The following is a 19,018-nucleotide window of genomic DNA, read 5'->3' on the forward strand; positions in this document are numbered from 1 at the left end:
ACATCGAGCACGACACCATGACTACACAATTCGACAATGTTTCCGTCGTCAAGAAAGCCAATATCTACTTCGACGGCAAGTGCGTTTCGCACACTGTCCAGTTCGCGGACGGCACGAAGAAAACCATTGGCGTGATTTTCCCGTCTTCGCTGACCTTCAATACCGGCGCGCCGGAAATCATGGAACTCAATGCGGGCAAATGCCGCATTCGTCTCAAGGGTGAAGATGCATGGAAAACCTATGAAGGCGGACAGCGCTTCGAGGTGCCCGGCAATTCGAGCTTTGACATCGAAACGCTGGAGACGCTGGATTACGTCTGCCATTTCGTCGCAGCTTGATTTTCAGCACAAAGACTCGAAACAAGGTAGCGTGCGCACAGCCACGCTACCGCTCGTTCAGACGAAAACCGGCTCCGGCTCCAGCATGACGCCGAACTTGGACATCACGTCCATCTGAATCGCTTTTGCCAGCTCCGCAATCTCCTGGCCTGACGCCCCGCCACGATTCACCAGCACCAGCGCCTGCTTCTCATATACACCCGCAGCACCAAGACTTTTACCTTTCCATCCGCTCTGGTCGATCAGCCAGCCGGCGGCCAGCTTGTATTTGCCATCGGGCTGCGAATAACTGACCAGTTGCGGGCAGGTCGCCAATAACGCATCGCGTTGTGAGGCAGATACCACGGGGTTCTTGAAGAAACTGCCTGCATTGCCGATTTTTGCCGGGTCGGGCAATTTGCGTGTGCGAATGGCGATGACTGCGTCGCTGACATCTGTCGGCGTCGGTGCACTAATCCCTCGCGCCGAAAGCTCGTTCGCGACATCGGCATAGTGGGTGTTGAGGTGCCATTTTTTCGGCAGCGCGAAAGTCACATCGAGAACGACGGAACGATCACGCAATGCATGCTTGAACACGCTGTCACGGTACGCGAATTGGCAGGCGGACTGATCAAGCACAAAGGTTTCGCCCGTCTCGAAGTCGAACGCCGTCAACGCAAAAAAACGATCCTTTAGTTCGACGCCGTAGGCACCAATATTCTGTATCGGCGCCGCGCCGACGCTGCCGGGGATAAGCGACAGGTTCTCCAGTCCACCCATGCCCTGCTGCAGCGTCCACTGCACGAACTGGTGCCAGTTCTCGCCTGCCGCGGCCTTGACGTGAATGGACTCAGCATCCTCGCCAACAATTTCCACACCGCAGGTGCACATATGCAGCACCAGGCCGGCAAAATCCCGAGTCAGCAGCAAGTTGCTTCCACCGCCAAGCACCAGCCTGGGCAAACGCGCGAGAAAGTCGTCGTTCTTCACCTGGGTCAACATACTGACCGAGGTCACGCGCAGATAAGCCTTGGCCTTTGCCGCAATACCGAAGGTATTCAGGTGTTGCAGGGGAAATTCGTATTGGATAGGAAGGACTGGAGTCATAGCGCGGCATTATATAGGGCGGGGCGGCAAGGAGAGCGGAACGGCGAGCGGAACGGCGAGGCCTAGCCACCCGATTTTTTGTCGGCTAGAATGCCCCGTTGATCGATCCACAACACGGCCCCCGCCAGAAGAATGACAATCGGGCCTATTTTCACAGCGAAAAGAGAGTACAGCCATGCCATCTTTTGATGTCGTATCCGAAGCCAATCTCGTCGAAGTCAAGAACGCGATTGATCAGTCGAACAAGGAAATTTCGACCCGCTTCGACTTCAAGGGCAGCGATGCCCGCGTTGAGCAGAAAGAGCGCGAACTCACAGCCTACGCGGACAGCGAATTCCAATTGAACCAGGTGCGCGACGTGCTTACCGGCAAAATGGTGAAGCGCAATGTCGACGTGCGTTTCCTTGATCTCGGCAAGATCGAGAAGATCGGCGGCGACAAGGTCAAGCAAGTCATCAAGATCAGGAACGGTATCGAGTCGGATGCCGCGAAGAAAATCGTTCGCATCATCAAGGATAGCAAGATGAAGGTGCAGGCGAGCATTCAGGGCGACGCAGTACGTGTGACGGGTGCAAAGCGCGACGACCTGCAATCGGCGATCGCCCTGCTGCGCAAGGAAGTCACGGACCTGCCGCTGGAATTCAATAATTTCCGCGATTGAGTCTGCATTGTTGCCGTTGTCGGCGCTTCAATCCGAAAGTTGTCTTCCGGAAGCAGAGAATGCTATTCTGTTCACGCATCTTTGCCATGCAACATTCCGGCATGTTTGACTGACTTTTCGACACCATGCGCCCGACACTTCTTGCTGCCAGCCTTCTCCTCTTCGCCGGAGCTTCTCAAGCGGCCGACATCAGCGTAGTCGGCCTGTTTCCCAACAAGGCCGTTCTGGTCGTCGACGATGCTCCTCCCAAGACCTATTCGGTGGGTGCGACGATTACGGAAGGCATCAGGCTCGTTTCCGCGGATAACACGTCGGCAACAATAGAAACCAATGGCAAGCGCCAAGTCATCGCACTGGGCGAACATGTGAGCCGTAATGCAGGAAGCGGGCGCGCAAGTGTGGCCTTGCAGGCCGACAGTCAGGGGCACTATGTCGTGCAGGGTCAGATTAACGGCGGCACCGCACGCATGTTGCTTGATACCGGCGCGACCATGATCGCCCTCCCCGCATCCGATGCCACGCGGCTCGGGGTCGATTATAAAAAGGGCCGGGTAGCCTACATGAATACGGCCAATGGCGTCGTCACGGCCTATCACGTCAAACTCAATACCGTCAAAGTCGGCGATATCGAAATCAATCAGGTCGACGCTGTTGTCCAGGAGCAGGGATTGCCGTTCATACTGCTCGGCATGTCCTTCCTCAATCGCACCGAAATGCGTCGCGAAGGCCAGCAAATGGTGTTGACCAAGCGGTTCTGATCGTCGACTGCAGGCGAATCGTCAATCTGTCACGGGAAAGCCGGAATATGGGGCTCCATGCCGCCGAACCTCGCCTCGGGATGACGTTTCTCCACCAGATTCTCGATTTCCGTTACGCGCTGATTCGGAACGTCGATCATCAGTAGCACCTGCCCTCGCTCCATTCCTGCCTGGAAGGCCTTCAGGCGCGAGTTCGGGATTGCCGCGGCCACCATGCCGGAAGCCCACGCGCCGAACAGTGCACCCACGATGCCGGCCACCAGAACGGCGATCATTTGCAGGCGTACTCCCTCGGGCGGGAACAAGACCAGCAGCGCACCACCAATCAGGCCGATTGCTCCGCCGACCAGCATGCCCGACTCCGCGCCGTGCACCAGGTCGGTTTTCTGCAGGAAGTTTGCTTCCGGCATGTCCGGCAGAGGCGTACCATCCTTCGCGCAGAAGTGCATATAGCGCTCCTCGATGCGGGCAAGCAGCAATTCGTCCAGCAAGGCGCGTGCGCTGGGCACATCGGGCAGCATGAAATAAATTCTGCGGCGCATGATCACCTCCTTTTGACGCAGAGAATAGCTTTGTTATAGCAAACCCGCTTCAATCTACAAAGGGCAATCTCGCCACTACGTTCAACATGCGCCAGCGCAGTGCAGAAACGAACGGGCACTGCATTTGCCATGCCCGCAAGGCGGCTTACTCCGATTCCTGCAAGCGGCGTTGCTTGACCGCTTCCGCCAATCCTTCCAGGATCTTGACACTCGATTCCCAATCGACGCAGCCGTCAGTGATCGACTGGCCATAGGTCAGTGGCTTTCCAGGAACTAGATCCTGACGTCCGCCGACCAGGTGCGATTCAACCATGACGCCGACAATGCGCGTATCGCCCGCTGCGATTTGCCTTCCGATATCGGCGCAGACGGGAACCTGGTTTTCCGGCTTCTTCGAGCTGTTTGCATGCGAGGCGTCGATCATGAGACGCGAGGCAAGTCCGTTGGCGGCAATATCCTTGCACGCGGCATCGACACTCGCCGCGTCGTAGTTCGGCGCCTTGCCGCCGCGCAGAATGATATGGCAATCCTCGTTGCCGTTGGTCGACACGATCGCTGAATGCCCACCCTTGGTGACCGACAGGAAATGGTGCGGCTGCGATGCCGCCTTGATGGCATCAACCGCAATCTTGACGTTGCCATCCGTACCGTTCTTGAAACCGACCGGACAGGACAGGCCGGATGCGAGTTCGCGATGCACCTGCGACTCCGTCGTACGCGCACCGATCGCGCCCCAGCTGATGAGGTCGGCGACATACTGCGGACTGATCACATCGAGGAATTCGGTACCTGCCGGCAGGCCGAGTTCATTAATGTTCAACAACAGCTCACGAGCCATGCGCAGGCCCTCGTTGATGCGGAAGCTGTTGTCCATGTACGGGTCATTGATCAAGCCCTTCCAGCCGACGGTCGTGCGCGGTTTTTCGAAATACACGCGCATCACGATTTCCAGGTCGCCGATGAAACGATCGCGCTGCTCGACGAGGCGGCGCGCATACTCCATGGCGGCCTTTGGATCGTGAATCGAGCAGGGACCGATGACGACCATCAGGCGGTCGTCCTGGCCGTGCAGGATACGGTGCAAGGCGGTACGGGCGCTTGCGACGGTCGTCGACGCCTTTTCCGAGCAGGAGAATTCGCGGATGAGGTGCGAGGGTGGCGCGAGTTCTTTCATTTCCCGTATGCGTAGATCATCTGTGCGCGGCATGTTTTCTCTCCAGGTCAAAAGGTTTAAAACGCAAACTGTAAAAAGAAAAAACCGCCATCGCTGGCGGTTTTTTCAAGAAATTCGGTTCAGGCTCTTTATTCGTGCGCTTACCGCTTTTCCACCGCCGTTGGGCTGGAATAGCTAAAGTGAAAATAAAAGTAAAAGCGCGCGAAAGTCATGTTTTTCAGGTTTTTTGCAGCAAATTTAAATGAATAGTGCAATAAATAAAGGGTTTTGGCAAGGGATTGGGAATAAATTTGTCTTGAAAGCCGTCATTCCGCCTCCTTCGCCAAAGAAACGCCGATCGGGGACGTAAATGACGGCACTCGGTCCTACGCCGTTCCGCCTACGGTCACCCCGTCAATCCGCAAAGTCGGCTGACCTACGCCCACCGGCACGCTCTGCCCTTCCTTGCCACACACGCCGACGCCGCTGTCGAGACGCATGTCGCGGCCAATCATCGACACGCGATTGAGGACATCCGGACCGTTGCCGATCAGGGTTGCGCCCTTGACCGGATAGGTCACCTTGCCATCCTCGATCATGTACGCTTCGCTGGCGGAAAAAACGAACTTGCCATTTGTGATATCGACTTGGCCGCCACCGAAATTCACGGCGTACAGACCATTCTTCACAGAGGCGATGATTTCGTCCGGATCCTTGTCGCCAGCCAGCATGTAGGTATTGGTCATGCGCGGCATCGGCAGATGCGCATACGATTCGCGACGTGCATTGCCGGTTACCGGCATCTTCATCAGGCGCGCATTCATGGTGTCCTGAATATAGCCCTTGAGGATGCCGTCTTCGATCAGGGTCGTGCACTGGGTGGGATTGCCCTCGTCGTCAATGTTGAGCGAACCGCGGCGGTTGGCAATGGTGCCATCGTCGACCACGGTGACCCCCTTGGCGGCGACACGCTCGCCAATGCGGCCGGAGAAGGTGCTCGATCCCTTGCGATTGAAATCGCCTTCCAGGCCGTGGCCGATGGCTTCATGCAGCAGCACGCCTGGCCATCCCGGCCCGAGCACCACTGTCATCGTCCCTGCCGGAGCGGGGCGTGCGTCGAGATTGACGATGGCCGATTCGACGGCCTCGGTGGCATAGCGTTCCAGCAATTCATCGCTGAAATATGCGTAGTCGTAACGCCCGCCGCCGCCGCTCGATCCGACTTCGCGCCGCCCGTTCTGCTCGGCAATCACTGTGATCGAAACGCGCACCAAGGGGCGGATATCGGCGGCGAGCACGCCATCGCTGCGCACCACCAGCACGACGTCATATTCGCCAGCCAGCCCGGCCATCACTTGCACCACGCGAGGATCCTTGGCGCGCGCGATGCGCTCGATCTTCTCCAGCAGCTTGACCTTTTCCGTAGCGTCAAGCGAAGCGAGAGGGTCATTCGGCAGGTACAGGGAACGGCCGCCGGCAGTCTGGATCGACGAGGCAACCTTGATCTTTCCTGCTCCTTGACGTGCAATGGTGCGCGTAGCCTCGGCAGCCTGCAGCAGTGCGTTTTCGGAAATTTCGTCGGAATATGAAAATGCCGTCTTGTCGCCGGAAATTGCCCGCACGCCGACGCCCTGATCGATCGAGAAGCTGCCGGTCTTGACGATACCTTCTTCCAGGCTCCAGCCTTCATTCTTGGTGAACTGAAAATACAAATCGGCGTAATCCACGCGATGCGTGAAAATCGCATTCATCGCCTTGATCAATTTCGCTTCATCCAGGCCGAACGGCGCAAGCAGGATGTCACGAGCAGCGGCCAGGGTCTGGAGGTTGGGTTCGAATAGATTCATGGTGTTCAACGCGCCGATGCCGGCGCGAATTCAGATTGGTAAAGTGAATAGATTGTAGAGCATCTGCTCGCGCTCTGGTTCTCGGCGCGATCCGGCATGCGAATGCAGATACCTTGCACGAAACGTTTTCCCTCTTTGAAACGCGCTACAGCTTGCGGTGTTTCAATGCGGGCAGGCTCTCGCGCACACGCTGCAAATGCGCCGGATCGACATCGCCGATCACGATTCCCTCTCCTTCCGGCAGTACCGATTTCACTTCGCCCCAGGGATCAATCAGCATGCTGTGCCCCCAGGTGCGGCGCCCATTTGGATGATGGCCTCCTTGGGCGGCTGCCAGCACGTAGCACTGGTTCTCGATGGCACGAGCGCGCAGCAGGATTTCCCAGTGCGCCTTGCCGGTGGTATAGGTGAACGCCGCCGGCATGACGATCAGCGCGCAATCGTCCATCGCGCGATAAAGTTCGGGAAACCGCAGGTCGTAGCACACCGACAGGCCGACTCGGCCGAATGGCGCTTCGAAGCTTGCGACCTTGGTGCCGTGCACGATGGTGCGCGCTTCGTCGTAGGATTCATTGTCTTTGGTGAAACTGAACAAGTGGATCTTGTCGTAGCGCACCACGTGCTCGCCCTGCGGGTTGTACACCATCATGGTGTTCAACACCTTGTCGGCCTCCGGGGCGACCATGGGCAGGGTGCCGCCGATCAGCCAGATTCGGTGTTCGCGTGCAATCTCGGTCATGAATTTCTGAATCGGACCCGCATCAAGTTGTTCCGCATGTGCGAGCTTGTCCGATTCGTTCATGCCCATGATGGGCCAGTATTCCGGCAGCAACACCAGTTGCGCCCCCTGCCGCGCAGCGTCGCCGATCAGACGGCGGGCAGCCGAAAAATTTTCTTCCACGACCGGCGTGGAGACCATCTGCACAGCAGCGACTTTTATGGCATCAGTAGGCATCTTGTCTCAATTGTCCTATCCGGAATTGCTGACTGCTTCATGCGCCGGGCCAGGCGTCTTTCGCAACAATTTGGTGACCACCGGGTCTTTCCATGGGCCGGTCACTTGATACTCGAAAGTAAAGGCTTTCATCAGCGGATCCCGCAGGAACAACTGTGCGAGGAAACTGCCCACGCCGATCACCGGATTGACGGCGAGCCCATACACCACCGACGCAGTTCCGACATTGATCTCCGGGATCACCACGACATGCAGATTCTGTACCTCTTTGTCGACATCCGCACTGCCATCAATCAGCACGGTCGCCGAGGAGCCGCGCATCTTGAAGTTATCGGTCTTTGCCACGCCATCCGCAATGTTCGCCGAAGCGGTCACACCGTCGAATGCAAAGCCTTCCGAAAACACATCCCTGAAGTCGAGTGCGAGACGGCGCGGCAGAGATTGCAGGCTCAGTACCCCAAGCAGTTTTGCGGCGCCCGGCTCGACTTTCAGGAACTGGCCGGACGCCAGGTCAAGACGCAGCTGTCCGTTCAGGCTCGGGATATCAAGGGAGAACGGCAAGCCTTTCCAGCTGATATCTCCTTCCATCTTGCCCTTGCCGCCGCGCAGCACGTTGTTGAAACCAAAACGATCGAGCAGCCTGCCGGCATCGGCGATGTTGAGCGTGTAATTCAGGTTCGACAAGTTCTCGCCGTCCTTGTTCGTCCATTTCCCGGTGGCTTTCAATTCTGCATCGGGATTTGTGATCGACAGCTTGCCGATGCGCCATTCGCGGCCGGTAAAACCGCGCCGGTTTTGCGCCAGGAGTTCCAGATGGCCGAACTTCTTGCCGAACAATTCAAAATTCTCGGCAACCACATCGACCGCCGGCATCTGGGTCGTCGTGCTCTTTCCTTCGAATAACTCGGTCACGTCGGAGGCCGCCGACTTGGGAATGATCAACGACGCCAGGCGCGCCGTGACGCGGCCGAGACCTTGCCCTGAGCGCGATTCCGCCCAGGTGACATAGCCCGACACCTGATCGGAATCAATGTTGGCCTGCCATGTACCTTTCTGATGCGAGGCACCGACCACCACATTGTTGAGGGTGCGACCCTCAATGACCAGCTCGGTCGCGCGCGCCGCCAATACTTCCGGATCGATGTATTGCGCAATCGAAAGCGAATCCGATTGCTTGCGTGTATCGCCGGGTTTGCTCGCCGAAACGACAGACGATACCGCGCGACGCCATGCGTCGATGTCCAGGGACTTCAGGCTGACGTTGGCGACGAGTCCTGCGTCAGGCTGGGGCGCTGGCACATTGACGCCGATGCCACCGCGTACAACGCGCCATTCCGCATCCTTTTCCGGCCCTTTCTGGCGTTCATAACGCGCGGAGATCGCGGATCCCAGCGACAGCTTCATTTCATCACGCGTCAGCGAGGCATCGTTCGATGGCAAGCCGGCAAGTTCGAAACGCAGTGGCAAGCTTTCATTGGCGGCTTTGCGCAATGGCACCGGAAAATCCAGAGCGATGCCGTTCAGGCTGGATTCCACCACGATTTCCGGGTGCTTGTTCTTCACGCGGATCGTTGTGGCGTATCGTGTGCTGCCTGCGATTCGCTCGGAGGAGCGCTGCGTGACCGGTGTGGAGTACATCTTGCGAACGCCTTCGGCGGTCAAGCTGCCGTCAGCTTTTACCAGAATCGACCCGTCGCGCTGAGTTCCGCCCGATATGGCCACCGGCCCGCCAAGGAAGTTCGATTTGATGCCCGCGATGGAGAAGCCTTTTTCGTGGAACTCGAGTTTTCCATTCGCTGCCAGCAATGGCGGCATCACGCTTTTCAAGGTGACATTGTTGCCGGCGAATTGCAGTGTTCCATTGACCTTTGCGTCAGGCAAATGGCTCAGGGGAAGTTGCAGCTTCAGTGCCAGTTTTGCATTGCCGGTGCCCTTGGTTTCTTCCGTGAAGTGATCGATCCAGCCGGCGACAGGACTTTCGTTGGTGAAGCGGAGGAACTCCTGCAGCGGCCCGGCGGCGTCACCATCGACATTGAGGAGCATGTCGTGATGCGACAAGTCGGGAATGACGGCCTTCACGCGCGACAGTGCGGTGCCGGATGTCCTCGCGCTGTCCGCCGTGATTTCCATTCGCGCGCGGTCGAATGCGATCGTGCCGTTGATCTGGTCGATCAATGGCCAGAGCGGCGTCTTGCCATCGTCGGCAAATTTACCCGGCGCATAGTTCAGCTTACCGTCTTCGATGCGCCCCATCACGCTGAACTCGCCTCTGGGCTTGTCACCATGACCACTGACATGAAAAGGGAATTGCGTCAGGTCGCCTTTCAGCTTGAGCCGAACATCCTTCACCGCTCCGCCGACGAGTGCGCCCGTCAGCCACGTGCGCAAGGTTTCCGGCGTCTGAATCGGCAAGTAGCGGCCGATATTCTGCAGCTCCAGCCGGTTCAGTTTTCCACTGATATCGGTACTGCCCTGTGTTGTTCCGGGTTTACGGGTCAGCGGCATCAAGTGCCGCCCCGAGAATGAGCCGGCCAGACCATCCTGCACGAAATCCATTTTCTGCAGATCGACCAGCAGCTGATTATTTTCCTGAAACACCCAGTTGGCCTGTACATTGAGGCGTTCGAAAGGCATTGCCGGGTCGGAGAAGTATCCCGGCAGTTGCAGGGTCAGATTGCTCGAAGCCAGGCTGAGCAAGCCGCCGCGGTCATTGGCCTCGACCCGTCCGGTCAGGTTGTCAACACCGGGAATGGCAGGCACGGCGGCTTGTGCCGGGACGCCTGCCGCCTTGGCCCGTGCGGCGCGCGCGGGCTGCGGCTTGAGCGACAAGCCCGTGAATTCGCCCTTGATGTTGTATGCCGATACTTCGGGATAAGAGCCATGCCATTGCGCGGAAAAATCCCGAAGCATGCCGCGAGGAGCGAAATCGGCCAGCATCTGGCGCTGCTCCGCCGGCAGAGGCAACCGTTCCGCAAAATTGGCGATGGTCTGCAGGTCGAGCAGTTTGGCGTTGATCTCGGTTCTGGCCAGATGTCCCTTCTGGGCCGGAGCGAAGCTCTCCTTGATCGTCGTCTTCGGCAAGTACAAGCCGTCATCCGTCTTCAGAGTGAAATTGGTGAGCGAAATGGAATGGCCGTTCTGGCCGAAAGCCGGTTTTCCGTCCCCGGCATTTGGATGGAAATCCTCTCGCATCGACACTCGCCCGCTGATCTCGACCAGATTCATGAGGTCGAGATCCTTGCGCAAGCGCGCCGACACGTTCGCCAAGCTCAGGTCGGCAGTGAAATCGGCAACCCGCGACCGATCGAAATTCAGCCATGCCCGTACCGAGCCTTTGCCGGTCTGCACCTCGATCGGATAGTCGGCATAGGCCTTCCAGACCGTCAGATCGGTATCGCGCAGGTCGGCGTAGAGCTCACCCTTCCACTTCGTGGCGTCGGATGCGTTGCCGCCGAAGTGCGGATGGACGAAGGATGCGCGCACATCGAGCGGTGCAGCGAATGCAGAAGGCGGAACTGCCTTCAGAGCGAATCGATGATGGTTCCACTCATTGCGCAGAACGAAGTTGACGTCGTCCAGCACCAGTTCCGGGGCTGCGCGCTTGTAGTCGTTCCAGCGCAAGCGCCCGTCGCGAATCACGATCTCGCTCTGCGACAGCACCCAGTCGGCGCCCTGGCCATTGCCGCCTTTGCCGGTGTCGATAAAGATGCCTGCGACGTAGAGCTTGCCATCCGCGTCGCGCAATACATCCATGTCCGGACGATCGATGATCAGGCGGTGCAAGCGGAGTTCGCCGGCAACCAGCGTCCACCACGACAAGGTGGCGGACACATTGGGCAAGGTCAGCGACGGATTGCCGAACTTGTCATGAATGACTACCTTGTCAAGTGACAGGCGCGGACGCAATCCGGACCATGACGCGTCGATGTTTTCGATCGATACCTTGTTGCCGATGGCACGCGAAGCGAGGCGTTCGACGTCGGGTTTGTAGCTGTCGATATTCGGCAGCACGACGTAGCGCAGACCGAGGACCAGCACGCAGAAGAGGAAGTAGGCAAGGACTGCAATCTTGAACAGCGCACCCAGCGCATGATGGGTCAGGGCATTGGCGATTAAATAACATTCTTTCAGCGCATACCACCATCGTGACAACCGGGCTGCGGTCTTGCGCGGAATGTTTTGGTCAATGGACATCAATAGGAAAACAAGCGGCGTAAAATAGGATCAAATTGACATGCGAATCGTTCGCATGGATATCATAGGGCTGGTCATAGGACTGCTACGGTCTTGCCGATCAAACGACCAGATATTCAAGTGCAAAGCATACGGCTTTCAATCTCATCCCCAATATTGTGACCCAATCTTATTTGACCAGCGCCGTCGCATCCCGGTTCTACGCACGATGGCTGAATGCGGATCCCGCCCGGGCGGGCATGGTTACGGATCTTGCTCAATTATCTATTACCCCTGCGATTTTTGCTCATCTTTTACAAAAAGAAACAGCAGCCGGCATGCCCTTGCAGCGTGCGATGCGGCGCGTGCGCAATCTGGTGGTCGCCACATTGATCGAGCGTGACCTGAATGGACGCGCCGATCTGGCCGAAGTTCTTGCGACCATCAGCAGCTTCGCCGAATTCGCGGTGCAAACGCATGTGGCTGCGCTGACAGCCGAAATGATCGAGGCGCATGGCACGCCGATCGGCATCGAATCGGGCGAGCCGCAGGAACTGATCGTCCTCGGCATGGGCAAGCTGGGTGGCGCTGAACTGAACGTCTCCTCCGATATTGATCTGATTTTCGTGTATCCCGAGAACGGTGAAACCAGGACGACCTCGCCCGAGCAGCGTCCTTTGTCCAATCATGAATTCTTCACGCGCCTCGGCAAGAAGCTGATCGGCGCGATATCGGAAATCACCGAGGATGGATTCAGCTTCCGTGTCGATATGGCATTGCGCCCGAACGGAGCGTCCGGTCCTCTGGCAGCCAGCTTCGGCATGGTGGAAGACTATCTGATCGTGCAAGGCCGCGAATGGGAACGTTATGCATGGGTCAAGGCGCGCGCATTGACCGGGCGCGCGTCCGACATCGCGGCGCTCGATAGCATCGTCAAGCCCTTCGTGTATCGGCGCTACCTCGATTTTGGCGCGATTGAAGCGCTGCGCGACATGCACGCCCAGATTCGCGCCGAAGTGAAGCGCCAGGAAGCACGTCATCCCGGCCGCACCAACAACGTCAAACTGGGGCGTGGGGGCATCCGCGAAGTGGAATTCCTGGCGCAGGTGTTCCAGCTGATCCGCGGTGGCCGCGACGCCTCGCTGCGCGACCGCTCCACCCGCGTGACGCTGGCAACCCTGGCCGCCAAGGGGCTGCTCACGCAAGCCGAAGTCGATCAGTTGCTGCAAGCGTATACCTTCCTGCGCAACCTGGAACATCGCCTGCAGTACCTGGACGATGCGCAGACCCACACCTTGCCCGCCAATCCGGAAGACCGCTTGACCGTTGCGAAGATGATGGGTTTTACCGATGTCGAGTCCCTGCTGGAAGAACTCGATGCGCACCGTGCGGTCGTGGCGGCGCAATTCGATGCGATCTTCAGCGACAAGCGCAGCGGACAAGCTGCCGAGGCGGAGTCGCCGGCCGCTGCCCATATCGTGCTGTCCGACGCCGATAACCGTGAAGCGATCGAAGCGCGACTGGCGGCACTTCACTTCGAGGACGCACCGGTGGCAACCCAACGCCTCCTGCTCACTTGCCAGTCGCCAAAGCTGCAATCGCTGCCGGAGGCCAGCCGCAACAAGTTGATGGCCTTGATCAATGCGGCGCTGCCGCTCATCGCCAGCAATACCAAGGCACACAACGCGACGCTCGGCCGGCTGCTCGATTTCTTCGAGGCGATCGCTCGCCGCGCCGCCTACCTGGCGCTGCTCACCGAATACCCGCACACGCTGGAACGCGTGATCCGCATGATGAGCGCGAGCGACTGGGCGGCAAAATACCTCACGCGCCACCCGATCCTGCTGGATGAGTTGCTCGAGGACCGCACCTTGAAGGCCGCGCCGGACTGGCCGGCATTCGGGCAGGAAGTCCGACGCCAGCTTGATGCCAGCCAGGGCGATACCGAACATCAGATGAACGTCTTGCGCGACTTGCACCACGCGCAGCTGTTCCGTTTGCTGGCGCAGGATCTGGAAGGCGATCTCACTGTCGAACGGTTGGCCGACCATCTGTCGGCGCTGGCCGATATCCTGGTCGACGCGACGGTCAGGGCGGTGTGGCAGACGATACACAATCGCCATCGGGAAGATCCGAAGTTTGCCGTCATCGCTTACGGCAAACTGGGCGGCAAGGAACTCGGCTATGCATCGGACCTGGATGTCATCTTCCTGTTCGACGACGACGATCAGGAGGCGCCAGCCCTGTACGCAAAGCTGGCGCAACGATTCATCACCTGGATGACCACCCACACACCGGCCGGCATTCTGTTCGACATCGATATCGCCCTGCGTCCGGACGGCGCCAGCGGCCTGCTCGTGTCGCGCCTGACTGCGTTCGAGAAGTATCAGACCGAATCGGCGTGGGTATGGGAGCACCAGGCATTGACGCGCGCACGGTTTTGCGCCGGCGACGCGGCAATCGGCGCGCGCTTCGAAGCCATCCGTGAATCGGTATTGCGTCAGCCACGGGACGAAGAAAAGCTCAGGCAGGAAGTGCTGACCATGCGCAGGAAAATGCATGAGGCGCATCCCAACCGCACTGCCCTGTTCGACATCAAGCATGATGCCGGCGGCATGATCGACATCGAGTTCATCGTGCAGTTCATGGTGCTGCGCCATGCCGCGCAGTATCCGCAATTGACGGCCGACATCGGCAACATTGCCTTGCTGAAGCTGTGCGGCGAACTCGGGCTGATCGACAAGGCAATGGCGCAGGAAGTGGCGAACGCCTATCGCAGCTTCCGCAAGTTGCAGCATCAGATACGGCTGCAGGGCAATGACCGCGCGCGCGTGGAAACCGAACGCGTTGCACCCGAAGCGGCGCAGGTACGGCGCCTATGGAATTCCGCGTTGGGCAGCGACGCGACGGAGTGATCTTTCCGGCGCATATTGCCGGAAAGCATGCGGGTAGCGCTCTTTGCAATCTCCCTATAAATTACTACTTTGATAGTAAGTAAGCTTCGGCGCTGCTTCGTGCGAAAACAAGACAGCAGGTTGCCATGGAGATTGCATGATCAAATTAAACGTCAAGAGCCAGCGTCTCGCCGCACTGTTCCTGCTCGGAAACGCGCTCTTCAATTTCCCTCTGCTGACTCTGTTCAACCAGCCGTCAACAGTGGCCGGAATTCCCTTGCTGTATCTCTACGTGTTCGCGGCCTGGGGATTGCTGATTGCGTTGCTCGCCTTTGTTGTCGAAAAGAAGTAAAGCAATGCATAACCGTACGTTTCCTCGAACAGGCGTTAAATGCTGCCAGGATGGCTGATTGCGCTTGCTGCGTTTTCCTACCTTGGGGTGTTGTTCGCGATTGCCTATTACGGCGATAGAGCCGCCGCCCAGGGACGCAGCATCATTGCCAATCCCTACGTGTACTCACTGTCGCTGGCGGTGTACGCAACGGCCTGGACATTCTATGGCAGCGTCGGGCGCGCCGCCGGCAGCGGGATCGGCTTCTTGCCGGTATACCTCGGCCCGACGGTGATGGCCACGTTGTGGTGGATCGTATTACGCAAGATCATCCGCATCGCGAAGGACAACCACATCACTTCGCTGGCGGACTTTGTTTCCTCCCGCTACGGGAAAAGCGCGCTGCTCGCGGGACTGGTCGCCACCATTGCCGTGGTGGGCGTTACCCCCTACATGTCGTTGCAACTGAAGGCCATATCAATCAGCTTCAGCATGTTGATGCACTACCCCGACGTCGTCAGGGCGGAAGGCGAATATGTGCCCGTGCTGATGGATACTGCCTTCTATGTGGCCCTGATCCTGGGCGCCTTCACCATCCTGTTCGGTGCACGCCACCTGGACGCGGCCGAACGTCATGAAGGCATGGTGGCCGCCATCGCATTCGAGTCGCTTGTCAAGCTACTAGCATTCCTGGCCGTCGGCGCGTTCGTTACCTATGGCATGTATGACGGCTTCGGCGATGTATTCTCGAAAGCATCGCAGCTGCCCGAGGCGCGCGCCGTCTTCGTCATTGGCGGCGCATCGGAGGATGTGTATCACAGCTGGGCGTCCTTGTTCTCGGTGGCCTTCGTGTCGATGCTGGCGATCATTTTCCTTCCTCGCCAGTTTCAGGTCGCCGTGGTCGAAAACGTCGACGAGTCGCATTTGAACAAGGCAATCTGGCTGTTCCCGCTCTATTTGCTCTTGTTTAATATCTTTGTACTGCCCATCACTTTCGGCGGCCTGCTCCATTTCCAGGACGCGACGGCCAACCCCGACACCTTCGTGCTGACGCTACCTCTGTCCCAGCATCAACACGCGCTCGCCTTGCTTGTATTCATCGGTGGCTTTTCTTCAGCAACAGGGATGGTCATCGTCGAGAGTATTGCCCTGTCGACGATGGTCTGCAATGACATCGTCATGCCAACGCTGCTGCGCATCAAGCGTCTGAAGCTGTTCGAACGCCAGGATCTGTCGCGACTGGTACTCCGCATACGGCGCGTCACCATCATGCTCGGCATGCTGCTCGCCTATGGGTATTACCGCTGGGCAAGCGAGGCATACGCACTGGTATCGATCGGTTTGATTTCCTTCGCGGCCGTCGCGCAGTTCGCTCCTGCAGTGCTGGGTGGAATTTACTGGAAAGGCGCCACGCGCGCCGGCGCGCTTGGCGGCCTGGGCGCCGGGTTCGCAGTGTGGATTTATACGCTGATGCTGCCGGCCTTGGCGCGTTCTGGCTGGTTGCCAATGACCTTGCTGGACCACGGGCCGTTCGGTATCGCATTCCTGCGGCCATTACAGTTATTCGGGCTGGAGGGGCTGGATGAGATCACGCACGCGATGATATGGAGCATGTTCGCCAACATCGGCACTTTTATCGGCGTTTCCGTGATGACCGGCCAGACGGCGCTTGAGCAGACACAGGCAGCGCTGTTCGTCGATGTATTCAAGCATGAACGCAGCACACCCGAACGAATTTTGCGGACCAAGGGATCGCTTCCGGAGCTGCATGCCTTGCTGTCGCGCTTTCTCGGTCCGACGCGCGCAATGGCTGCCTTCAGCAATTATGCAAAGCAGCAAGGCATGGATTGGCCGCGAGAAGCGGACGCGGACCTTGTCAGCATGTCGGAGGCGCAACTGGCTGGCGTGATCGGAGCCGCTTCTGCACGTGCAATGATTGCCTCGGTCATCGAAGAAGAGCCCTTGTACGACAGTCTGACCGGCTTGCCCAATCGTGCATTGCTGCTCGATCGCTTGAGCGAGGCAATGAAGCAGGCGCGCCTGCGCAACGACTTCAGCTTTGCGCTGATGCTGCTGAGCCTCGACCGATTCCGCATCATTTCCAACAGCCTCGGCCGCACCGTGGGAGACCAGTTGCTGATCAACGTAGGTTTGCGGCTCAGCGCTTGCCTGCGCGTTGGCGAAACCGTCGCGCATCTTGGCGGCGACGAGTTTGCGCTTCTGCTGAATGATGTCAAGGACGCGAAAGAGGCAATGCGTTTTGCCGATCAATTGCAGAGCAGCCTGGCGAACGCCTACCAGTTGGAAGACCACGAGGTGTACACGACGGCAAGCATTGGCGTCGTGCTGAGCAAGCCATCCTATTCGGATCCGGCCGATATCCTGCGCGATGCGGCGACTGCCAACCATCGTGCCGTGGGGCGCGGAGGTGCGTGTTGCGAGGTGTTTGCGTCGGACATGCGTACGCGCGTGGTCGCCCTGCTCGACATGGAAACCCGGTTGCGACAGGCGGTGACCAAGGGTCAGGAATTCGTCGTGCACTACCAGCCGATCGTGGCGCTCGATAGCGGCCGACTCGCCGGGTTCGAGGCGTTGGTGCGCATGCGCCGGCCGGACGGAACGCTTGTATTGCCGAACGAATTCATTCCATTGACGGAAGAGACCGGCCTGATCATTCACATCGGACGCTGGGTACTGGCCGAGGCATGCCGGCAGATGCGCGCATGGCAAATCAAGTTTCCGGATTTGCCGCCCATGCAGATGAGCGTCAATCTTTCCGGCCGTCAGTTTGCCCAGGCGAACCTGATGGAGCAAATCGAAGAGGTGCTGGAGGAAACCGCGCTGGATACGCAAAGCCTCAAGCTGGAGGTGACGGAAACCGTGATCATGGAACATGCCGAAGAAGCCGCTGCGGCATTGGTGAAACTGCGCGGCAAGGGCATCAAGTTGCTGATGGATGATTTCGGCACCGGCTACTCGTCACTCTCTTACCTGCATCGCTTCCCGGTCAATACACTCAAGATCGATGCCTCTTTCGTCCGCCGACTGGATACCGGCAGCCGTGACATCGACGTCATCCAGGCCATTGTCACGCTCGCACATACGCTGGGCATGGATTTGATCGCGGAAGGCGTGGAAACTGCGGCCCAATTGGCGAAGCTGCGCGAGCTGAAAGTCGAATACGGTCAGGGATACTACTTCTCAGGCCCGGTCGACAGCGCCAAGGCGGAAGCGCTTATCGTCGCCTGGCCGCAATGGTGAAAAGCTATTCTGAATTCGTCGCCAATTATTGCAACGAAACACCGACTCGATCGCTCCGCGGCAAGTAATATTTGCCCGTATCCAGGGAAAACGCAACGTGCTTCACCCGGCCGGTAATCAGCTCGCGCTTGACGAAACCGATATAGCGCGAGTCCTTGCTGGCATCACGATTATCGCCGAGCATCAGGTACTGTCCCTCCGGCACGGTGACCGGGCCGAAGGATCGTGCAGCCACGCGTTCCGGCATGACGATGATCGCGTGTTCATTGCCGGGAAGCCGTTCGTTCAGGACCAGTTGGCGGCCGGAGTAATCCGGGCTGAGTTGCGTGGCGACGTCGCCATTTGCGGCTGCATAAGAAGCTTTTTCACCATTGATGATCAGTTGCTCGCCGCGCATTTCGACGATGTCGCCCGGCAGGCCGACGATGCGCTTGACCAGGCGCTCGCCGCTTTCGGGCGAACTGAACGTGACGATGTCGCCCCGCTTCGGGTCCGCGATATGTTTGACGATCATATCGGTGAAGGGAATCTTGAGATCGTAAGCAAGACGATCCGCAATTATGCGGTCGCCGATCATCAAGGTTGGATACATGGAGCCGGAAGGAACGCCGTACCAGTCGGCGACCGCGCTGCGCACCACGATCATTCCAAACAGAAAAAACAAAAACCCCTTGTTTTCCGTCAGCAATTTTTTGATGCGTTTCATGCATGCTCCTTCAAGCGTCGACGATGAAAGTGGCAAATATAACAAAACGCCCCAACATGTGGGGCGTTTTGCTTGCGACGGAGAGATCTGCTTATTTGGCGGACATCAAGGCCACGGTGGTGTCGAGCATGCGGTTGGAGAAGCCCCACTCGTTGTCGTACCACGAGGACACTTTCACCAAACGGCCGGACACCTTGGTCAGGGTCGAATCGAAGTTGCTCGATGCCGGGTTGTGGTTGAAGTCGACCGACACCAGCGGTTCCGTGTTGTAGGTCAGAATGCCCTTCAGCGCGCCGTTGGCGGCATCCTTCAT

General features: G+C 58.3%; 13 protein-coding genes and 1 pseudogene. 6 read left to right on the plus strand and 8 right to left on the minus strand.

The window, feature by feature from the left end; translation table 11 throughout:
* Positions 1–17 precede the first annotated feature (17 nt).
* Entirely contained in the window at positions 18–338 is a 321-nt protein-coding gene (locus E6W33_RS21690) for a pyrimidine/purine nucleoside phosphorylase (protein WP_136419457.1), read from the plus strand.
* A gap of 57 nt (positions 339–395) precedes the next feature.
* On the opposite strand, the gene murB is transcribed toward E6W33_RS21690, so the two are convergent.
* Positions 396–1,424: a UDP-N-acetylmuramate dehydrogenase gene (gene murB / locus E6W33_RS21695; RefSeq protein WP_136419458.1), complete on the minus strand. Its 1,029-nt coding sequence runs from the start codon at positions 1,422–1,424 to the stop codon at positions 396–398.
* Between the two features lie 175 nt (positions 1,425–1,599).
* Between murB and E6W33_RS21700 the strand changes: the two genes are divergently transcribed.
* Both E6W33_RS21700 and E6W33_RS21705 read left to right on the plus strand, forming a co-directional pair.
* The gene (locus E6W33_RS21700) at positions 1,600–2,085 is read left to right on the plus strand and encodes a YajQ family cyclic di-GMP-binding protein (RefSeq protein WP_136419459.1); all 486 of its coding nucleotides are present in this window, start codon (positions 1,600–1,602) and stop codon (positions 2,083–2,085) included.
* 125 nt (positions 2,086–2,210) lie between these two features.
* Positions 2,211–2,843, plus strand: a complete 633-nt coding sequence (locus tag E6W33_RS21705; RefSeq protein ID WP_136419460.1) for a retropepsin-like aspartic protease — start codon at positions 2,211–2,213, stop codon at positions 2,841–2,843.
* Between the two features lie 29 nt (positions 2,844–2,872).
* Here E6W33_RS21705 and E6W33_RS21710 read toward each other — a convergent pair whose 3' ends face one another.
* The 5 genes from E6W33_RS21710 to E6W33_RS21730 all read right to left on the minus strand — a co-directional run bounded on the left by E6W33_RS21710 (position 2,873) and on the right by E6W33_RS21730 (position 11,534).
* Complete coding sequence (locus E6W33_RS21710; protein WP_168798714.1) at positions 2,873–3,385, minus strand: DUF1269 domain-containing protein; 513 nt, start codon at positions 3,383–3,385, stop codon at positions 2,873–2,875.
* Positions 3,386–3,530: 145 nt separating this feature from the next.
* Positions 3,531–4,592 carry a 3-deoxy-7-phosphoheptulonate synthase AroG gene (gene aroG, locus E6W33_RS21715; RefSeq protein ID WP_136419461.1) on the minus strand — a complete coding sequence of 354 codons (1,062 nt, stop codon included), beginning with the start codon at positions 4,590–4,592 and terminating at the stop codon, positions 3,531–3,533.
* 332 nt (positions 4,593–4,924) lie between these two features.
* Positions 4,925–6,385: a metalloprotease TldD gene (tldD, locus tag E6W33_RS21720; protein WP_136419462.1), complete on the minus strand. Its 1,461-nt coding sequence runs from the start codon at positions 6,383–6,385 to the stop codon at positions 4,925–4,927.
* 145 nt (positions 6,386–6,530) lie between these two features.
* The gene (locus E6W33_RS21725) at positions 6,531–7,340 is read right to left on the minus strand and encodes a carbon-nitrogen hydrolase family protein (protein ID WP_136419463.1); all 810 of its coding nucleotides are present in this window, start codon (positions 7,338–7,340) and stop codon (positions 6,531–6,533) included.
* A 15-nt stretch (positions 7,341–7,355) separates the two neighbouring features.
* Positions 7,356–11,534, minus strand: coding sequence for a YhdP family protein (locus E6W33_RS21730; protein WP_136419464.1), 4,179 nt, complete (start codon positions 11,532–11,534; stop codon positions 7,356–7,358).
* A 155-nt stretch (positions 11,535–11,689) separates the two neighbouring features.
* Here E6W33_RS21730 and glnE point away from each other — a divergent pair, with 155 nt between their 5' ends.
* The 3 genes from glnE (at position 11,690) to E6W33_RS21745 (ending at position 17,999) form a co-directional block, all read left to right on the plus strand.
* On the plus strand, positions 11,690–14,428 hold the full coding sequence (glnE, locus tag E6W33_RS21735; protein ID WP_282183710.1) for a bifunctional [glutamate--ammonia ligase]-adenylyl-L-tyrosine phosphorylase/[glutamate--ammonia-ligase] adenylyltransferase: 2,739 nt from the start codon (positions 11,690–11,692) through the stop codon (positions 14,426–14,428).
* Positions 14,429–14,564: 136 nt separating this feature from the next.
* A complete protein-coding gene (locus tag E6W33_RS21740) occupies positions 14,565–14,759 on the plus strand; it encodes a hypothetical protein (RefSeq protein ID WP_136419466.1) in 195 nt (64 codons plus the stop codon).
* Positions 14,760–14,798: 39 nt separating this feature from the next.
* On the plus strand, positions 14,799–17,999 hold the full coding sequence (locus tag E6W33_RS21745; protein ID WP_136419467.1) for an EAL domain-containing protein: 3,201 nt from the start codon (positions 14,799–14,801) through the stop codon (positions 17,997–17,999).
* 25 nt (positions 18,000–18,024) lie between these two features.
* Here E6W33_RS21745 and lepB read toward each other — a convergent pair whose 3' ends face one another.
* Together lepB and E6W33_RS21755 are read right to left on the minus strand one after the other, a co-directional pair.
* On the minus strand, positions 18,025–18,705 hold the full coding sequence (gene lepB, locus E6W33_RS21750; RefSeq protein WP_136419468.1) for a signal peptidase I: 681 nt from the start codon (positions 18,703–18,705) through the stop codon (positions 18,025–18,027).
* 91 nt (positions 18,706–18,796) lie between these two features.
* A pseudogene (locus tag E6W33_RS21755) lies at positions 18,797–19,018 on the minus strand (erythrose-4-phosphate dehydrogenase); the annotation flags it as partial.

Source organism: Herbaspirillum sp. ST 5-3, assembly GCF_004804275.1.
Lineage (GTDB): Bacteria > Pseudomonadota > Gammaproteobacteria > Burkholderiales > Burkholderiaceae_D > Noviherbaspirillum.

Bases quoted from the DNA above. Each gene is read 5' to 3' on its own strand.
- E6W33_RS21690 (WP_136419457.1), top strand. From the start codon at position 18: ATGACTACACAATTCGACAATGTTTCCGTCGTCAAGAAAGCCAATATC.
- murB (WP_136419458.1), bottom strand. From the start codon at position 1,424: ATGACTCCAGTCCTTCCTATCCAATACGAATTTCCCCTGCAACACCTG.
- E6W33_RS21700 (WP_136419459.1), top strand. From the start codon at position 1,600: ATGCCATCTTTTGATGTCGTATCCGAAGCCAATCTCGTCGAAGTCAAG.
- E6W33_RS21705 (WP_136419460.1), top strand. From the start codon at position 2,211: ATGCGCCCGACACTTCTTGCTGCCAGCCTTCTCCTCTTCGCCGGAGCT.
- E6W33_RS21710 (WP_168798714.1), bottom strand. From the start codon at position 3,385: ATGCGCCGCAGAATTTATTTCATGCTGCCCGATGTGCCCAGCGCACGC.
- aroG (WP_136419461.1), bottom strand. From the start codon at position 4,592: ATGCCGCGCACAGATGATCTACGCATACGGGAAATGAAAGAACTCGCG.
- tldD (WP_136419462.1), bottom strand. From the start codon at position 6,385: ATGAATCTATTCGAACCCAACCTCCAGACCCTGGCCGCTGCTCGTGAC.
- E6W33_RS21725 (WP_136419463.1), bottom strand. From the start codon at position 7,340: ATGCCTACTGATGCCATAAAAGTCGCTGCTGTGCAGATGGTCTCCACG.
- E6W33_RS21730 (WP_136419464.1), bottom strand. From the start codon at position 11,534: ATGTCCATTGACCAAAACATTCCGCGCAAGACCGCAGCCCGGTTGTCA.
- E6W33_RS21740 (WP_136419466.1), top strand. From the start codon at position 14,565: ATGATCAAATTAAACGTCAAGAGCCAGCGTCTCGCCGCACTGTTCCTG.
- E6W33_RS21745 (WP_136419467.1), top strand. From the start codon at position 14,799: ATGCTGCCAGGATGGCTGATTGCGCTTGCTGCGTTTTCCTACCTTGGG.
- lepB (WP_136419468.1), bottom strand. From the start codon at position 18,705: ATGAAACGCATCAAAAAATTGCTGACGGAAAACAAGGGGTTTTTGTTT.